The following is a 16,166-nucleotide window of genomic DNA, read 5'->3' as shown; positions in this document are numbered from 1 at the left end:
GCTCGCTCGCCTGCTTAGCATTCTGCGCCCGTACCCGTCGCCGCTGTTCAGCCGTCGCGGCATCGACCTCGATTTCCCGTTGCTGGCCGGCTGCCTGGCGCTGCTGGGCCTTGGCTTGGTGATGATCACCTCGGCCTCCACCGAAGTGGCCGCCGTGCAGACCGGCAACCCGTTCTATCACATGATCCGCCACGTCATTTACATGACCATCGGCCTCGGCGCTGCTGGCCTGATGCTGGTGATTCCGATGTCCACCTGGCAGCGCATGGGCGGCACCTTGCTGGTGGTGGCGTTCGGGTTGCTGGTGCTGGTGTTGGTGCCAGGCATTGGCCGCGAAGTGAACGGTTCGATGCGCTGGATCGGCTTCGGCGCATTCAACGTGCAGCCTTCGGAAATCGCCAAAGTGTTCTCGGTTATCTACCTCGCCGGCTATCTGGTGCGCCGCCAGGAAGAAGTGCGCGAGAGCTGGATGGGCTTTTTCAAACCCTTCATCGTGCTGTTGCCGATGGCTGGCTTGCTGCTGATGGAACCGGACTTCGGTGCCACCGTTGTACTGATGGGTGCTGCCGCCGCCATGCTGTTCCTGGGCGGTGTCGGCCTGTTCCGTTTCTCGCTGATGGTGGCCTTGGCAGTCGGCGCGGTATTCGTGCTGGTGCAGGCGCAGCCGTATCGCATGGCGCGGCTGGTGACCTTTACCGACCCGTGGGCCGACCAGTTCGGCTCGGGCTATCAATTGACTCAAGCGCTGATCGCCTTCGGCCGTGGCCAATGGCTAGGCGTCGGCCTGGGCAACAGCGTGCAGAAGCAGTTCTATCTGCCGGAAGCACACACCGACTTCGTTTACTCCGTGCTCGCCGAAGAACTCGGCTTGTTCGGTTCGCTGGCCACCGTGGCGCTGTTTGTGTTCGTCAGCGTGCGCGCGCTGTACATCGGGCTTTGGGCTGAAAAGGCCAAGCAGTTCTTCTCCGCGTACGTCGCGTTCGGCCTGGCCTTCCTGTGGATCGGCCAGTTCTTGATCAACATCGGCGTGAACGTCGGCCTGCTGCCAACCAAAGGGCTGACCCTGCCGTTCCTCAGCTACGGCGGCAGCTCGTTGGTGATTTGCTGCGCCTGCCTGGGGTTGCTGCTGCGTATCGAGTGGGAGCGCCGCACCATTCTTGGCAGCGAAGATGTCGATTTCGTCGAGAGCGATTTCGCCGAAGAGCCGGCTGCCAGCAAAGCGTCCAAGGAGGTGGTCCATGGCCGCTAATGTTCTGATCATGGCCGGCGGCACTGGCGGCCACGTGTTCCCGGCGCTGGCCTGTGCTCGCGAGTTTCAGGCGCGCGGTTACACCGTGCACTGGCTCGGCACGCCGCGCGGCATTGAAAACCAACTGGTGCCGGAAGCCGGTCTGGACCTGCACCTGATCAACGTCGCCGGCCTGCGTGGCAAAGGCTTCGTCAACCTGCTCAAGGCGCCGTTCAGCTTGCTGCGCTCGCTGTTCCAGGCGCGCCGCATCGTGCGCAAACTGAAGCCCGTCTGCGTGCTGGGCATGGGCGGCTACGTCACCGGCCCAGGTGGCCTGGCGGCGAAAATGGCTGGCGTGCCGCTGATCATTCACGAGCAGAACGCCGTGGCCGGCACCGCCAATCGCAGCCTGGTGCGTTTCGCCACGCGCGTGTGCGAAGCCTTCCCGAATACTTTCAGCCAGTCGGCCAAGCGCCGCACCACCGGCAACCCGGTGCGTGAAGAGCTGTTCCTGGAAACACCACGCGACACGCTGCAAGGCCGTCGTCCGCGTTTGCTGATTCTGGGCGGCAGCCTGGGCGCCGAGCCGTTGAACAAGCTGCTGCCTGAAGCCTTGCGCGAAGTGGCGGTCGAGATCCGTCCGGAAGTGGTGCACCAATCCGGCAAGAATCACGATGAAATCACCAAGGACCGTTACGACGCGGCCGGTGTCCAAGCGCACGTCGCGCCTTTCATTAAAGACATGGCCGGTGCGTATGCCTGGGCCGACCTGGTGGTGTGCCGCGCAGGCGCGCTGACCATCAGTGAACTGGCTGCTGCCGGTCTGCCGTCGATGCTGGTGCCACTGCCGCACGCCATCGACGATCACCAGACTCGCAACGCCGATTATCTGGCTCGTGAAGGCGCTGCCTTCCTGCTGCCACAAGCGACTACTGGCGCCGCCGAATTGGCCGAGCGCCTGACCGAGGTTTTGATGCATCCCGAACGCCTTATCTACATGGCCAGCACCGCGCGCCGCCTGTCCAAGCCCGACGCGACCCGCACCGTCGTCGACATCTGCCTGGAGGTGGCCCGTGGTTGAGAGCCAGAAAGCGTTTCCGCAGCCAGAAATGCGCCGTATCCGTCGCATCCACTTCGTCGGCATCGGCGGCGCGGGCATGTGCGGTATTGCCGAAGTGTTGTTGAACCTGGGCTACGACGTGTCCGGTTCTGACATCAAGGGTTCGGCCGTTACCGAGCGCCTGCAGAACTTCGGCGCCCAGGTGTTTATCGGTCACCGCGCCGAGAACGCGCAGCACGCCGATGTGCTGGTGGTGTCCAGCGCCATCAACACCGCTAACCCGGAAGTGGCCAACGCCCTTGAGCGCCGTATTCCCATCGTGCCGCGCGCCGAAATGCTCGCCGAGCTGATGCGCTATCGCCACGGCATCGCCGTTGCTGGCACCCATGGCAAAACCACAACCACCAGCTTGATTGCTTCGGTGTTTGCCGCCGCAGGCCTGGACCCGACGTTTGTAATCGGTGGCCGCTTGAACGCTGCCGGCACCAACGCCCAGCTCGGCACTAGCCGCTACCTGGTCGCCGAAGCGGACGAAAGCGACGCCAGCTTCCTGCACCTGCAGCCGATGGTGGCCGTGGTCACCAACATCGACATGGACCACATGAGCACCTACGAAGGTGACTTCAACAAGTTGAAGAAAACCTTCGTCGAGTTCCTCCACAACCTGCCGTTCTACGGGCTGGCCGTGGTGTGCGTGGACGATCCGGTGGTGCGTGAAATTCTGCCCCAGGTTAAGCGCCCGACCATGACCTATGGCCTGAGCGAAGACGCCGATGTACGCGCCATCAATCTGCGTCAGAACGGCATGCAAACCTACTTCACCGTGCTGCGCGCAGGCCGTGAACCGCTGGATGTGTCGGTAAACATGCCGGGCAACCACAACGTATTGAACGCGCTGGCGACCATCGCTATCGCTACCGACGAAGGCCTTACAGACGAGGCCATCGTTCACGGCTTGTCGAAATTCCAGGGCGTGGGCCGACGCTTTCAGGTGTACGGCGAACTGCCGGTCGAGGGCGGCAGCGTGATGCTGGTCGACGATTACGGTCACCACCCGCGTGAAGTGGCAGCGGTGATCAAGGCCGTACGCGGTGGCTGGCCGGAGCGTCGCTTGGTGATGGTGTACCAACCGCACCGTTACAGCCGCACCCGCGATCTGTACGACGACTTCGTGCAGGTGCTGGCCGACTCGAACGTGCTGCTGCTGATGGAAGTGTACCCAGCGGGCGAGGAGCCAATTCCTGGCGCCGATAGCCGTCAGCTGTGCCACAGCATTCGTCAGCGCGGCCAGCTGGATCCTATCTATATCGAGCGTGGCACTGAGCTGGCGCCGATCGTTAAACCGTTGCTGCGCGCTGGCGACATCCTCCTGTGCCAAGGCGCCGGGGATATCGGTGGCCTGGCGCCGCAGTTGTTGCAGAGCCTGTTGTTTGCCGGCGCGGTTGTCGCCGGTGGGAGTAAGAAATGAGTGGCCTGTTAGATCGCAACCTGACCCCGGACGCTTTCGGCCGTGTGGCCGTGCTGTTCGGTGGCAAGAGCGCTGAGCGCCCGGTTTCGCTGAAGTCCGGCGCTGCCGTACTGGAAGCGCTGCAAGCGGCGGGCGTGGACGCCTTCGGTATCGACGTGGGCGACGACTTTCTGCAGCGTTTGGTCAGCGAGAAGATCGACCGCGCGTTTATCGTGCTGCACGGTCGCGGCGGTGAAGACGGCAGCATGCAAGGCCTGTTGGAGTGCGTTGGCATTCCGTACACCGGCAGCCGCGTGCTGGCATCCGCGCTCGCGATGGACAAGCTGCGCACTAAACAAGTGTGGCAGAGCCTCGGTTTGTCGACCCCGCGCCACGCGGTGTTGGCCAACGTCGATGACTGCCGGTCGGCAGCCATGGAACTGGGGTTCCCCCTCATCGTCAAACCGGCGCATGAAGGGTCCAGTATCGGTATGGCCAAAGTGAACAGCGTCGACGAGTTGATCAGCGCCTGGCGCGACGCCAGCGGCTACGACTCGCAGGTGTTGGTCGAGCAGTGGATCAGCGGTCCGGAATTCACCGTTGCCGTATTGCGCGGCGAGGTGCTGCCACCGATTGGCCTGGGCACTCCCCACAGCTTCTACGACTACGACGCCAAGTACCTGGCCAATGACACCCAGTACCGCATTCCGTGTGGGCTGGATGCCGCCAAAGAACAGGAACTCAAAGACCTCACCGCCCGCGCCTGCGATGCCGTTGGCATTCAGGGCTGGGCCCGTGCCGATGTGATGCAAGACAAAGACGGCAAATTCTGGCTGCTGGAAGTCAACACCGTTCCCGGTATGACCGACCACAGCCTGGTGCCAATGGCCGCTCGCGCCGCAGGGCTGGATTTCCAGCAGCTGGTCGTGGCGATTCTTTCCGACAGCGTTGAGGCACGAGGTTAAGACCATGCACGGCGCAACCCTCCGTCATCAGCAACCTGTTCCCGGCCGTGGCGCTTTGCCGCGCAAGCCGGCGCAGCGGGGTGCCAGTCGGATGGTGGCCAAGGAACCGTTGTCGGTTCGCGTACCGAAGCCCAGCTTCTCGGCGATCAAGCGTGTGCTCTGGCCGGTGATGTTGCTGGTGTTGGGCTTTGGCACCTACGAAGCGGCGCAGCGGTTGCTGCCTTACGCCCACCGCCCGATTGCCAAGATCAGCGTGCAGGGCGAGCTCAGCTACATCAGCCAGCAAGCGGTGCAGCAACGTATCGCGCCGTTTGTGGCAGCGAGCTTCTTCACCGTCGACCTGGCCGGCATGCGCGCCGAACTGGAACAGATGCCGTGGATTGCCCACGCCGAAGTGCGCCGCGTTTGGCCCGACACCGTGAGCATTTCGCTGGAAGAACAACTGCCGGTGGCCCGTTGGGGCGACGAGGCGTTGCTGAACAATCAGGGTCAGGCGTTCACCCCGCGTGAACTGGCCAATTACGAAAACCTGCCGCAACTGGTCGGCCCGCAGCGCGCCCAGGAAGACGTGATGCAGCGCTACCAGATGCTCAGCCAGATGCTGCGCCCGCTAGGGTTTTCGGTGGCGCGTCTGGAACTGCGTGAACGCGGCAGCTGGTTTATCACCACCGGGGTGAATAACACCGGACAAAGCATTGAGTTGTTGTTAGGTCGGGATCACTTGGTCGAGAAAATGCGCCGCTTCGTGTCCATCTACGACAAGAGTTTGAAAGACCAGATCGCGAATATTTCGCGCATCGACCTGCGTTACTCCAACGGCCTGGCCGTTGCGTGGCGTGAACCGATTGCGCCGGCGACGGACAAAACCGTCGCGCAGAAGTGAATTAGGAGAAGGCAGCAACATGGCAAACGTGCAGAGCGGCAAGATGATCGTCGGCCTCGATATCGGCACCTCCAAGGTGGTGGCGCTGGTAGGCGAAGTCACGGCTGATGGCCAGCTGGAAATCGTCGGGATCGGCACGCACCCATCGCGCGGCTTGAAAAAGGGCGTGGTGGTGAATATCGAATCCACCGTGCAATCGATTCAGCGCGCCATCGAAGAAGCGCAAATGATGGCCGGCTGCCGTATCCACTCGGCATTCGTCGGCGTGGCGGGCAACCACATCCGCAGCCTGAACTCCCACGGCATCGTCGCCATTCGCGACCGCGAAGTGAGCCAGGCCGACCTTGAGCGTGTACTTGATGCCGCACAGGCCGTGGCCATTCCGGCTGACCAGCGCGTGCTGCACACCTTGCCGCAGGATTACGTGATCGATAACCAGGAAGGCGTTCGTGAGCCGCTGGGCATGTCGGGCGTGCGCCTGGAAGCCAAAGTGCACGTGGTGACCTGCGCGGTGAACGCGGCACAGAACATCGAAAAGTGCGTGCGTCGCTGCGGCCTGGAAGTAGACGACATTATTCTTGAGCAGTTGGCTTCAGCCTACGCCGTGCTGACCGACGACGAGAAAGAATTAGGCGTGTGCCTGGTGGACATCGGCGGTGGCACCACCGATATCGCCATCTTCACCGAAGGCGCAATTCGCCACACGGCCGTGATCCCAATTGCGGGTGATCAGGTCACCAACGACATCGCCATGGCCCTGCGTACACCGACGCAGTACGCCGAAGAAATCAAGATTCGCTACGCCTGCGCCTTGGCCAAACTGGCCGGCGCTGGCGAAACCATCAAAGTACCGAGCGTGGGTGATCGTCCGCCGCGTGATTTGTCGCGACAGTCGCTGGCCGAAGTGGTCGAACCGCGTTACGACGAACTGTTCACCCTGGTTCAGGCTGAACTGCGCCGCAGCGGTTACGAAGACCTGATTCCAGCCGGCATCGTGCTGACCGGCGGCACCTCGAAGATGGAAGGCGCGGTCGAACTGGCCGAAGAAATTTTCCACATGCCGGTTCGCCTGGGCATGCCGCAAGGCATCAAGGGCCTGGGCGACGTGGTGCACAACCCGATTTATTCGACCGGCGTGGGCTTGCTCATGTACGGGCTGCAAAAGCAGAACGACGGCATCTCGCTGTCCGGTGGCAGCAGCTACAACGACGAACCAAAGACACCTGTACTGGAGCGGCTGAAACGCTGGGTCCAGGGCAATTTTTGATGTTAAACCGCGTGTGCTGTAGGCGTTACAACTAGAAAAGCAAAGGAGAGGGGACCATGTTCGAGCTCGTAGACAATATCCCGCAAAGCGCTGTTATCAAGGTAATCGGCGTAGGTGGTGGCGGCGGCAACGCTGTTAACCACATGGCGAAAAACAACATCGAAGGCGTTGAGTTCATCTGCGCCAACACTGACGCTCAGGCATTGAAAAATGTCGGCGCGCGTACCGTGCTGCAACTCGGTACCGGTGTGACCAAGGGCCTGGGCGCTGGCGCCAACCCGGAAGTCGGCCGTCAGGCTGCAATGGAAGACCGCGAGCGTATCGCCGAAGTGCTGCAAGGCACCGACATGGTCTTCATCACCACGGGCATGGGCGGCGGTACCGGTACCGGTGCGGCGCCGATCATTGCTGAAGTGGCCAAAGAGATGGGCATCCTCACCGTTGCGGTGGTGACCCGTCCGTTCCCGTTCGAAGGTCGCAAGCGCATGCTGATCGCCGAGGAGGGCATTCGTGCTCTGCAGGCCAGCGTCGACTCGCTGATCACCATTCCGAACGAAAAACTGCTGACCATCCTCGGTAAAGACGCGAGCCTGTTGTCGGCTTTCGCCAAGGCTGACGATGTATTGGCCGGTGCCGTTCGCGGTATCTCCGACATCATCAAGCGTCCGGGCATGATCAACGTCGACTTCGCCGACGTGAAAACCGTGATGAGCGAAATGGGCATGGCGATGATGGGCACTGGCTGCGCCAGCGGTCCAAACCGTGCACGTGAAGCCACCGAAGCGGCCATCCGCAACCCGTTGCTCGAAGACGTGAACCTGCAAGGCGCGCGCGGCATTCTGGTGAACATCACCGCCGGTCCTGACCTGTCTCTGGGTGAGTACTCCGACGTGGGTAACATCATCGAGCAGTTCGCTTCCGAGCACGCGACCGTTAAGGTCGGCACCGTAATCGACCCGGACATGCGCGACGAATTGCACGTGACTGTTGTGGCCACCGGCCTGGGCGCGAAAATCGAGAAGCCGGTCAAGGTTATCGACAACACCGTGCAAGCTGCTGCCGTTCCATCGGCCGCCGCACCGCGTAACGAACAGCCTTCGGTTAACTACCGCGACCTGGATCGTCCAACCGTCATGCGCAACCAAGCCCACGCTGGCGCGGCTGCTGCAGCCAAGTTGAACGCTCAGGACGACTTGGATTACCTGGATATTCCAGCGTTCCTGCGTCGTCAGGCTGATTAATGAAATTTATCAGGAGTATTGGGGTGATTGGTGTTCAGCACGGGTCGGGTCTGGTATTATCCCCGGCCATTGTTGAAAACAATTCGCAACTAGTGTTATAGCGGCCAAGCCATGATCAGACAACGCACCCTGAAGAACATCATTCGCGCCACTGGCGTCGGCCTGCATTCCGGGGAAAAGGTTTACCTGACCCTCAAGCCGGCACCGGTCGATACCGGTATCGTGTTTCGCCGTACCGACTTGGACCCCGTCGTGGAAATTCGCGCCCGGGCCGAGAATGTCGGTGAAACCACCATGTCGACCACGTTGGTCAATGGTGATGTGAAAGTGGACACCGTGGAGCACCTGCTTTCGGCCATGGCTGGCCTGGGCATCGATAACGCCTACGTCGAGCTCTCCGCGTCCGAAGTGCCGATCATGGATGGCAGTGCTGGTCCCTTCGTATTCCTGATTCAATCCGCAGGCCTGCAAGAGCAGGAATCGGCGAAGAAATTCATCCGCATCACCCGCGAAGTAACGGTGACAGAGGGCGACAAGCGCGCCACCTTCGTTCCTTTCGATGGTTTCAAGGTGAGTTTCGAGATCGACTTCGATCACCCGGTTTTCCGCAATCGCACCCAAAGCGCGAGCGTGGACTTCTCTAGCACCTCCTTCGTAAAAGAAGTGAGCCGTGCGCGCACCTTCGGTTTTATGAGTGACATCGAGTTCCTGCGTTCGCAGAACCTGGCACTCGGCGGCAGCGTAGAAAACGCCATCGTGGTTGACGAGTTTCGCGTACTGAACGAAGACGGCCTGCGGTACGAGGACGAATTCGTTAAGCACAAAATCCTCGACGCCATTGGCGACCTTTACCTGCTGGGTAACAGTTTGATTGGCGAGTTCCGCGGCTTCAAGTCGGGACATGCGCTGAACAACCGTCTGTTGCGCACCTTGATTGAGCAACGTGACGCTTGGGAAGTGGTGACTTTCGACGACGTGAAGAGCGCGCCGATTTCGTACATGCGACCAGTTGCGGCTGGTTGAGCAATACCCTCCTTAGCTGTTTTTAAAGCCACCCTCGGGTGGCTTTTTTTATGCGTGTAAATAAACGATCGGCTGCGCGTCGGCCGGGCTGCGTTAAAAATCGATTTTGAATGCTCATTGGCTACAGCCAACTGCGCTTCAAAATCGATTTTTGCCTTGCGCGGCTCTAGCTCGCTCGATCTCGATTGTGGGATGCATAGTCTTGAACATCAAAAACGCCAGGCTGAATTAGCCTTTCCCATGCCGCGCGAGTCGTTCCAAGGCCGCACGCAGGCCCGGATCGCTAATCCCTTCCGCTACTTCCTGAATGCCTTCAGCCGTTTCCGTGGAAAGCTGCATAGTGTGACCGCGAAGTTTCGCGACGCCCACGCGCGGCTGCACTTTAAACAGAATGCGGTTTAGGTTGCGGAACGGTTCCAGCGCTTGCAGCTGGCGTTCCAAACGGCGCTGTTGGTAGCGCAGGCGGGTGGCCCAATGGCCGTCGGTGACGATCAATAACAGACACCCTTCGCGCCACGAGGCGACGTGGCAATGCTCGCGCGCAGCGGGTTGCAATTGGCTTTCCACCAGACGCTGCAGGTGATCTAGGCGGTGCGCCTGATTGATCAGCGCCTGCAAAGGTTTAGCGTCGCGCAGGAGCGCAGTGTGACCTTTTGCGGGTAGAGGACGAAATGCCATGGCGAAGTGCCTGAAATAACCGGGCGCCAATGGTAGCAGAGCGACGATTCGTCAGCAGAACCATAGGGGTTGATTGGCGCACGTTCGCCCCCATATAGGGGCTTCGAGGAAAGCAATAGTGCCGCTCACCGATTCGTCACGCGCGTTGTACAAGCGGACCGTATAGTCATTTCCGCAAGCTGCCGAGCGTGCTGGCACCGTGCAACAACGCTACTTTCCTCGCTAACGATTCCGGGTAGAATGCCCGCTTCGCAAGCAGCCATGAAGGCTGCGCGGGCGACTCACGGGGCCGCCCTCCATCCCTATGTGTGGAAGATCCTGCCGATATGTTTGCGCCTTTGTTAAAGAAACTCTTTGGAAGCAAGAACGAGCGCGAAGTTAAGCGCATGCAAAAGACGGTGGTAGCCGTCAATTCGTTCGAAGAGCAGATGCTGACTCTGTCCGACGAGCAACTGCGCGGCAAAACCGAAGAGTTCAAGGCCCGTCTGGCCAAAGGCGAAACCCTCGACCAACTGCTCCCCGAAGCCTTCGCTGTCGCCCGTGAAGCGGGTAAGCGCGTGATGGGTATGCGGCACTTCGACGTACAGCTCATTGGTGGCGCCACCCTGCACGAAGGCAAGATCGCCGAGATGCGTACCGGTGAAGGTAAAACCCTCGTAGGTACGCTGGCCGTTTACCTCAACGCGCTGTCCGGTAAAGGCGTGCACGTGGTCACCGTGAACGACTACCTCGCTCGCCGCGACGCCAACTGGATGCGCCCGCTTTATGAATTCCTTGGTCTGTCGGTCGGCATCGTCAGCCCGTTCCAGCCGCCGGAAGAAAAGCGCGCCGCTTACGCCGCCGACATCACTTACGGCACCAACAACGAATTCGGTTTCGACTACCTGCGCGACAACATGGCGTTCAGCGTGGAAGAAAAATTCCAGCGCGAACTCAACTTTGCCGTAATCGACGAAGTCGACTCGATCCTCATCGACGAAGCCCGTACGCCGCTGATCATCTCCGGCCAGGCCGAAGACAGCTCCAAGCTGTACATGCAGATCAACCTGCTGATTCCGCGCCTCAAGCAGCACATCGAGGAAGTGGAAGGCGTCGTTACCCAGGAAGGCCATTTCACCGTTGACGAGAAGACCCGTCAGGTCGAGCTCAACGAAGCCGGTCACCAGTTCATCGAAGACATGCTGACCCACGCCGGCCTGCTGGCTGAGGGCGAGAGCCTGTACTCGGCGCACAACCTGGGTCTGCTGACCCACGTGTACGCCGGCTTGCGCGCCCACAAGCTGTTCCATCGCAACGTCGAATACATCGTGCAGAACGATCAGGTGTTGCTGGTCGACGAACACACCGGTCGTACCATGCCGGGTCGTCGTTTATCCGAGGGCTTGCACCAGGCCATCGAAGCGAAGGAAGGCTTGCCGATTCAGGCTGAGAGCCAGACTCTGGCCTCGACCACGTTCCAGAACTACTTCCGTCTCTACAACAAGCTGTCCGGCATGACCGGTACGGCTGACACCGAAGCGTTCGAGTTCCATCAAATCTACGGTCTGCCGGTGGTTGTGATTCCGCCGAACAAACCGTTGGCACGTAAGGATTACAACGACCTGGTCTACCTGACCCAGGAAGAAAAGTACGCCGCTATCGTTGCCGACATCAAAGAAAGCCAGGCCGTGGGCCGCCCGATTCTGGTGGGCACCGCGTCCATCGACAGTTCGGAATACGTGTCCCAGCTGCTGACCAAAGAAGGCATCGAGCACAAAGTGCTCAACGCCAAATTCCACGAAAAAGAAGCAGAAATCATTGCTCAGGCCGGTCGCCCCGGCGCGCTGACCATCGCCACCAACATGGCCGGTCGTGGTACCGACATTCTGTTGGGCGGTAACTGGGAAGTTGAAGTCGCTGCCCTGGAAAACCCGACCGAAGAGCAGATCGCGCAAATCAAGGCTGACTGGCACAAGCGTCACCAGTTGGTGATCGAGTCCGGTGGTCTGCATGTAATCGCTTCCGAGCGTCACGAATCGCGCCGTATCGACAACCAGTTGCGCGGCCGTTCGGGCCGTCAGGGTGACCCGGGTTCCAGCCGTTTCTACTTGTCGCTGGAAGACAACCTGATGCGCATCTTCGCCTCTGATCGGGTGAAGAATTTCATGAAGGCGCTGGGCATGCAGTCCGGCGAAGCCATCGAACACCGCATGGTCAGCAATGCCATCGAGAAGGCTCAGCGCAAGGTTGAAGGCCGCAACTTCGACATGCGTAAGCAACTGCTCGAGTTCGACGACGTGGCGAACGAGCAGCGCAAAGTGATCTACCACATGCGCAACAGCTTGCTGGCTGCCAGCGACGTGGGCGACACCATCGCCGAGTTCCGTCAGGAAGTGTTGGATAGCACCATCAACTCGCACATCCCGCCGCAATCGCTGCCAGAGCAGTGGGACATCGCCGGCTTAGAAGCGGCGCTGCTCAACGATTTCAGCATCAAGTTGCCGATTCAGCAGTGGCTCGACGAAGACGCTCAGCTTTACGAAGAACCGCTGCGCGCGAAAATTCTGGAAGCGCTGTTGGCTGCCTACAACGAGAAAGAAGACCAAGCCAGCGCCGAAGCGCTGCGCACCTTCGAGAAGCAGATTCTGCTGCGCGTGCTGGACGATCTGTGGAAAGACCACCTGTCCACCATGGACCACCTGCGTCACGGTATTCACCTGCGCGGTTACGCTCAGAAGAACCCGAAGCAGGAATACAAGCGCGAGTCCTTCACGCTGTTCCAGGAACTGTTGGACTCGATCAAGCGCGACACCATTCGCGTGCTGTCCCACGTTCAGGTTCGTCGCGAAGACCCGGTCGAGGAAGAGGCGCGTCTGCGCCAGGAAGCCGAGGCGCTGGCCGCCCGTATGCAGTTCGAACACGCCGAAGCATCGGCGCTGGACGAGCCCGAGCTGGAACCAGTGGGCGAGGTTGCAGTGCCGACGTATTCGCCGGCGCGTAATGATCAGAAGATTGGTCGTAACGAGCTGTGCTACTGCGGCAGCGGCAAGAAGTACAAACACTGCCACGGCCAGATCAGCTAATAGCAGGTCTACGATCTTTTGGACGTCGGCCATACGGCGTTGAAAGCGTCATTTAAATGCTCACGTACTGCAGTACGCTGCGCTTTAAATGACGCTTTCGCCTTGTCTGGCTCTAGCCAAAAGGATCTTGAGTTACGGCGGCAAACAGCCGCGTGAGTCAATCGATCTCGAATGCGACGTCAGAAGCCGTGTTTGCTCTAATATTTCCACGCCGTGACCGGTCTACCGTTCGCGGCGTTTTTGCCTGAATCGATGCTGCGCCGTGGTGGCGTGGTTTAACGTTTTTCTGCCAAGGAGCTCGCCCCATGCCTGTTGGTCTCGGTCCTCTGCCTACGCTGCATCCGGTTGCCGGTTTTGAATTGGGTATTTCGTCTGCCGGTATCAAGCGCGAGGGTCGCAAGGATGTGGTGGTGATGCGCTGTGCCGAAGGCTCCAGCGTGGCGGGCGTGTTTACGCTGAATGCGTTTTGCGCGGCGCCGGTGATTCTGGCGAAGAAGAATGTGGTTGGCCCGGTGCGTTATCTGCTGACCAACACGGGGAACGCCAACGCCGGCACCGGCGAGCCGGGCCTGCAAGCCGCTGCTCGCACCTGCGCGAAGTTGGCCGAGCTGACCGGAGTGCCGGAAACCGCAGTGCTGCCGTTTTCGACGGGCGTGATCGGCGAGCCGCTGCCGGTCGAGAAAATTGAAGGCGCACTGGCCGCTGCCTTGGCCGATCTTTCGGTTGATAACTGGGCCGCTGCGGCTGCCGGCATCATGACCACTGACACCCAGCCCAAAGGCGCCAGCCGCCAGTTTGTGCATGACGGTGTCACCGTGACCGTCACCGGCATCAGCAAAGGCGCCGGCATGATCAAGCCGAACATGGCGACCATGCTTGGCTACATCGCCACCGACGCCAAAGTCTCCCAGGGTCTGCTGCAAGACCTGCTGCGCGACGCCGCCAACAAGTCTTTCAACCGTATCACCATCGACGGCGACACCTCGACCAACGACTGCTGCATCCTCGTGGCGACCGGCCAGGCGGCATTGCCTGAGGTCACGCAAGCCAGCGGCGCCTTGTTCGCCGAGCTCAAGCAAGCGGTGCTGGATGTGTCGATGGAATTGGCGCAGGCCATCGTCCGTGACGGCGAAGGCGCCACCAAGTTTGTCACCGTGCAAGCCAATGGCGGCGCGACCCACCAGGAATGCCTGGACGTTGCCTACGCCGTTGCGCATTCACCGCTGATCAAAACCGCCTTGTTCGCCTCCGACCCGAATTGGGGCCGCATCCTGGCCGCCGTTGGCCGCGCCGGTGTCGCGCAACTGGATGTGAGCAAAATCGACGTGTTCCTTGGCGACGTGTGCATCGCCAGTCGTGGCTGCCGTGCTGCCAGCTACACCGAAGAGCAGGGTGCTGCGGTGATGGCCCAGGAAGAAATCGGCATTCGTATCGAGCTTGGCCGCGGTACGTGCAGTGAAACGATCTGGACCACCGACCTGTCCCACGAGTACGTGCGCATCAACGCCGAATACCGCTCCTGATCGGTGCTGGCCGCTGCGCTCTGCGGCGGCCATTCCTGCGGTTTATCCGCACATGAACAATCGGAATTTGCCCTCGGCCGACGCGCTGCCTATTGTCGCAGTTCGATAAATGGACGCTTAAACGGGTGACTCAAATGGCTTTGAATCTGGTAATCGGCGACAAGACGTACTCGTCCTGGTCGCTGCGCGCGGCGCTGGCGTTGGAGCTCAGCGGCGCGCCTTACACTGAGCAGCTCGTTCGCCTGAATCAGCCCGACAGCCGCGAACGCATTCTCGAGCATTCGCCCACCGGCAAAGTGCCGTTGCTGAAAACGGACGAAGGCTCCATCTGGGATTCGCTGGCCATCAGCGAATACCTCGCCGAAACCTACCCCGAAGCCCACCTGTGGCCGCGCGGCGCGTTTGCCCGCGCCATCGCCCGCAGCGTTTGCGCAGAAATGCACAGCAGCTTCGTGCCGCTTCGTGTGGCCATGCCGATGGATTTGTCGCGCGACGAAGCATTGCCCGAAGTGCCGGCCGACGTGCTCGCCGACATCGAGCGCATCAGCGCCATCTGGGCGCATTGCCGCCGCGAATTCGGCCAGGACGGACCGTTTCTGTTTGGTCACGTCAGCCTTGCCGATGCGTTTTTCGCCCCGGTGGCGGTGCGCTTCCGAGGCTACCGCGTGGCACTTTCTGCCGAAGCGGCGGCCTATGTTGAAACCATTTACCAGTGGCCAGCCTTTCAGCGTTGGCAACAGGCAGCACGTGAGGAACAGCCGGCGTGAAACGAGTGCATGTGGCAGCAGCGGTTATCAGAGGCCAAGACGGGCGCATTTTGCTGGCCCGTCGCGCTGACGATAAACATCAAGGTGGCCTGTGGGAGTTCCCAGGCGGCAAGGTCGAGGAGGGCGAGTCGGTACGCGCCGCGCTCGACCGCGAACTCGCCGAAGAATTGGGCATCCAGGTGACCGCTGCGCGGCCGCTGATTCAGGTGCGCCACGACTACGCCGACAAACACGTGCTGCTGGATGTCTGGGAAGTCAGCGCGTTTACCGGCGAGGCCCACGGGGCCGAAGGGCAGCCGTTGGCCTGGGTGAGCAAGCGCGAGCTCAGCGACTATGAGTTTCCGGCCGCCAATCGCCCCATCGTCGCCGCTGCCCGTTTACCTGAGCACTACCTGATCACGCCCGACAACCTCGAGCCCAAGGAACTGCTGCTTGGCCTCAAAGCGGCGCTGGAAAGTGGCATTCGCCTGGTACAGCTACGCGCCCCGAACATGTACGACCCGCAATATCGCGATCTGGCGGTAGACGCCGTGGGCCTGTGCGCCGGCCGTGCGCAATTGATGCTCAAAGGCCCGCTGGAATGGCTGGGCGATTTCCCCGCCGCTGGCTGGCATTTGACCTCCACCCAACTGCGCAAGCTGGTCACCGGCGGGCGTCCGTTCCCCACCAACCGCTGGCTGGCGGCGTCCTGCCACAACGCAGAAGAGTTGGCGCTGGCGGCGGAGATGGGCGTGGATTTCGTCACGTTGTCGCCTGTGCAAACCACGCAAACTCATCCTGACGCCCAACCGCTTGGCTGGGACGCGGCGCAGGAAATGATTGCTGGCTTCAACCAGCCAGTGTTTTTGCTCGGCGGTGTTGGGGCCGGGGATACCGAAAAGGCGTGGCAGGTGGGCGCGCAAGGCGTGGCGGGGATTAGAGCGTTCTGGCCTCAGCCTGCTGACTGACGAGATTTTGTAGGAGCGGCTTTAGCCGCGATGCTTTTGTTTGTTAAAAGCTCGCGGCTAAAGCCGCTCCTACAG

Annotated in this window: 13 protein-coding genes; 12 read left to right on the top strand and 1 reads right to left on the bottom strand. The window is 60.8% G+C overall.

Going from position 1 to position 16,166, the window contains the following annotated elements; genetic code table 11:
- The first annotated feature begins 10 nt into the window (after window positions 1–10).
- The 8 genes from ftsW (at window position 11) to lpxC (ending at window position 9,114) form a co-directional block, all read left to right on the top strand.
- Complete coding sequence (ftsW, locus tag ACZZZP_RS18525) at window positions 11–1,249, top strand: putative lipid II flippase FtsW (RefSeq protein WP_163016624.1); 1,239 nt, start codon at window positions 11–13, stop codon at window positions 1,247–1,249.
- Complete coding sequence (gene murG / locus ACZZZP_RS18520; RefSeq protein WP_463383701.1) at window positions 1,239–2,309, top strand: undecaprenyldiphospho-muramoylpentapeptide beta-N-acetylglucosaminyltransferase; 1,071 nt, start codon at window positions 1,239–1,241, stop codon at window positions 2,307–2,309. The genes ftsW and murG overlap by 11 nt, the downstream gene beginning before the upstream one ends.
- Window positions 2,310–2,337: 28 nt before the next feature.
- Window positions 2,338–3,756, top strand: a complete 1,419-nt coding sequence (gene murC / locus ACZZZP_RS18515; protein WP_463536755.1) for a UDP-N-acetylmuramate--L-alanine ligase — start codon at window positions 2,338–2,340, stop codon at window positions 3,754–3,756.
- A complete protein-coding gene (locus ACZZZP_RS18510) occupies window positions 3,753–4,700 on the top strand; it encodes a D-alanine--D-alanine ligase (protein WP_122494261.1) in 948 nt (315 codons plus the stop codon). The genes murC and ACZZZP_RS18510 overlap by 4 nt, the downstream gene beginning before the upstream one ends.
- A 4-nt stretch (window positions 4,701–4,704) precedes the next feature.
- Window positions 4,705–5,583 (top strand): cell division protein FtsQ/DivIB, encoded by an 879-nt coding sequence (locus tag ACZZZP_RS18505; RefSeq protein ID WP_463383700.1) that lies wholly within the window; start codon window positions 4,705–4,707, stop codon window positions 5,581–5,583.
- A gap of 19 nt (window positions 5,584–5,602) precedes the next feature.
- Window positions 5,603–6,850, top strand: a complete 1,248-nt coding sequence (gene ftsA, locus ACZZZP_RS18500; RefSeq protein ID WP_122494257.1) for a cell division protein FtsA — start codon at window positions 5,603–5,605, stop codon at window positions 6,848–6,850.
- 56 nt (window positions 6,851–6,906) lie between these two features.
- Complete coding sequence (ftsZ, locus tag ACZZZP_RS18495) at window positions 6,907–8,091, top strand: cell division protein FtsZ (protein ID WP_122452459.1); 1,185 nt, start codon at window positions 6,907–6,909, stop codon at window positions 8,089–8,091.
- 111 nt (window positions 8,092–8,202) lie between these two features.
- Entirely contained in the window at window positions 8,203–9,114 is a 912-nt protein-coding gene (gene lpxC / locus ACZZZP_RS18490; RefSeq protein ID WP_122452460.1) for a UDP-3-O-acyl-N-acetylglucosamine deacetylase, read from the top strand.
- A 228-nt stretch (window positions 9,115–9,342) separates the two neighbouring features.
- Here lpxC and ACZZZP_RS18485 read toward each other — a convergent pair whose 3' ends face one another.
- On the bottom strand, window positions 9,343–9,792 hold the full coding sequence (locus ACZZZP_RS18485) for a DciA family protein (RefSeq protein ID WP_122452461.1): 450 nt from the start codon (window positions 9,790–9,792) through the stop codon (window positions 9,343–9,345).
- 326 nt (window positions 9,793–10,118) lie between these two features.
- On the opposite strand from ACZZZP_RS18485, the gene secA reads away from it, so the two are divergent.
- The 4 genes from secA to ACZZZP_RS18465 all read left to right on the top strand — a co-directional run bounded on the left by secA (window position 10,119) and on the right by ACZZZP_RS18465 (window position 16,091).
- Window positions 10,119–12,854, top strand: coding sequence for a preprotein translocase subunit SecA (secA, locus tag ACZZZP_RS18480; RefSeq protein ID WP_122494255.1), 2,736 nt, complete (start codon window positions 10,119–10,121; stop codon window positions 12,852–12,854).
- Window positions 12,855–13,159: 305 nt separating this feature from the next.
- Entirely contained in the window at window positions 13,160–14,377 is a 1,218-nt protein-coding gene (gene argJ / locus ACZZZP_RS18475; RefSeq protein WP_122452463.1) for a bifunctional glutamate N-acetyltransferase/amino-acid acetyltransferase ArgJ, read from the top strand.
- Between the two features lie 134 nt (window positions 14,378–14,511).
- Window positions 14,512–15,144 carry a glutathione S-transferase family protein gene (locus tag ACZZZP_RS18470; protein WP_463383699.1) on the top strand — a complete coding sequence of 211 codons (633 nt, stop codon included), beginning with the start codon at window positions 14,512–14,514 and terminating at the stop codon, window positions 15,142–15,144.
- On the top strand, window positions 15,141–16,091 hold the full coding sequence (locus ACZZZP_RS18465) for a Nudix family hydrolase (protein WP_463383698.1): 951 nt from the start codon (window positions 15,141–15,143) through the stop codon (window positions 16,089–16,091). Before ACZZZP_RS18470 ends, ACZZZP_RS18465 begins: the two co-directional genes overlap by 4 nt.
- Window positions 16,092–16,166 lie beyond the last annotated feature (75 nt).

The organism is Pseudomonas sp. AC211 (assembly GCF_979258055.1).
Note: the sequence above shows the minus strand (reverse complement) of the source record. Positions and strands in the feature narration are given on the sequence as shown.

Coding starts and splice junctions, on each gene's coding strand:
- argJ (WP_122452463.1), top strand. CDS start 13,160: ATGCCTGTTGGTCTCGGTCCTCTGCCTACGCTGCATCCGGTTGCCGGT.
- lpxC (WP_122452460.1), top strand. CDS start 8,203: ATGATCAGACAACGCACCCTGAAGAACATCATTCGCGCCACTGGCGTC.
- murC (WP_463536755.1), top strand. CDS start 2,338: ATGCGCCGTATCCGTCGCATCCACTTCGTCGGCATCGGCGGCGCGGGC.
- ACZZZP_RS18470 (WP_463383699.1), top strand. CDS start 14,512: ATGGCTTTGAATCTGGTAATCGGCGACAAGACGTACTCGTCCTGGTCG.
- murG (WP_463383701.1), top strand. CDS start 1,239: ATGGCCGCTAATGTTCTGATCATGGCCGGCGGCACTGGCGGCCACGTG.
- ACZZZP_RS18510 (WP_122494261.1), top strand. CDS start 3,753: ATGAGTGGCCTGTTAGATCGCAACCTGACCCCGGACGCTTTCGGCCGT.
- secA (WP_122494255.1), top strand. CDS start 10,119: ATGTTTGCGCCTTTGTTAAAGAAACTCTTTGGAAGCAAGAACGAGCGC.
- ACZZZP_RS18485 (WP_122452461.1), bottom strand. CDS start 9,792: ATGGCATTTCGTCCTCTACCCGCAAAAGGTCACACTGCGCTCCTGCGC.
- ftsZ (WP_122452459.1), top strand. CDS start 6,907: ATGTTCGAGCTCGTAGACAATATCCCGCAAAGCGCTGTTATCAAGGTA.
- ACZZZP_RS18505 (WP_463383700.1), top strand. CDS start 4,705: ATGCACGGCGCAACCCTCCGTCATCAGCAACCTGTTCCCGGCCGTGGC.
- ftsA (WP_122494257.1), top strand. CDS start 5,603: ATGGCAAACGTGCAGAGCGGCAAGATGATCGTCGGCCTCGATATCGGC.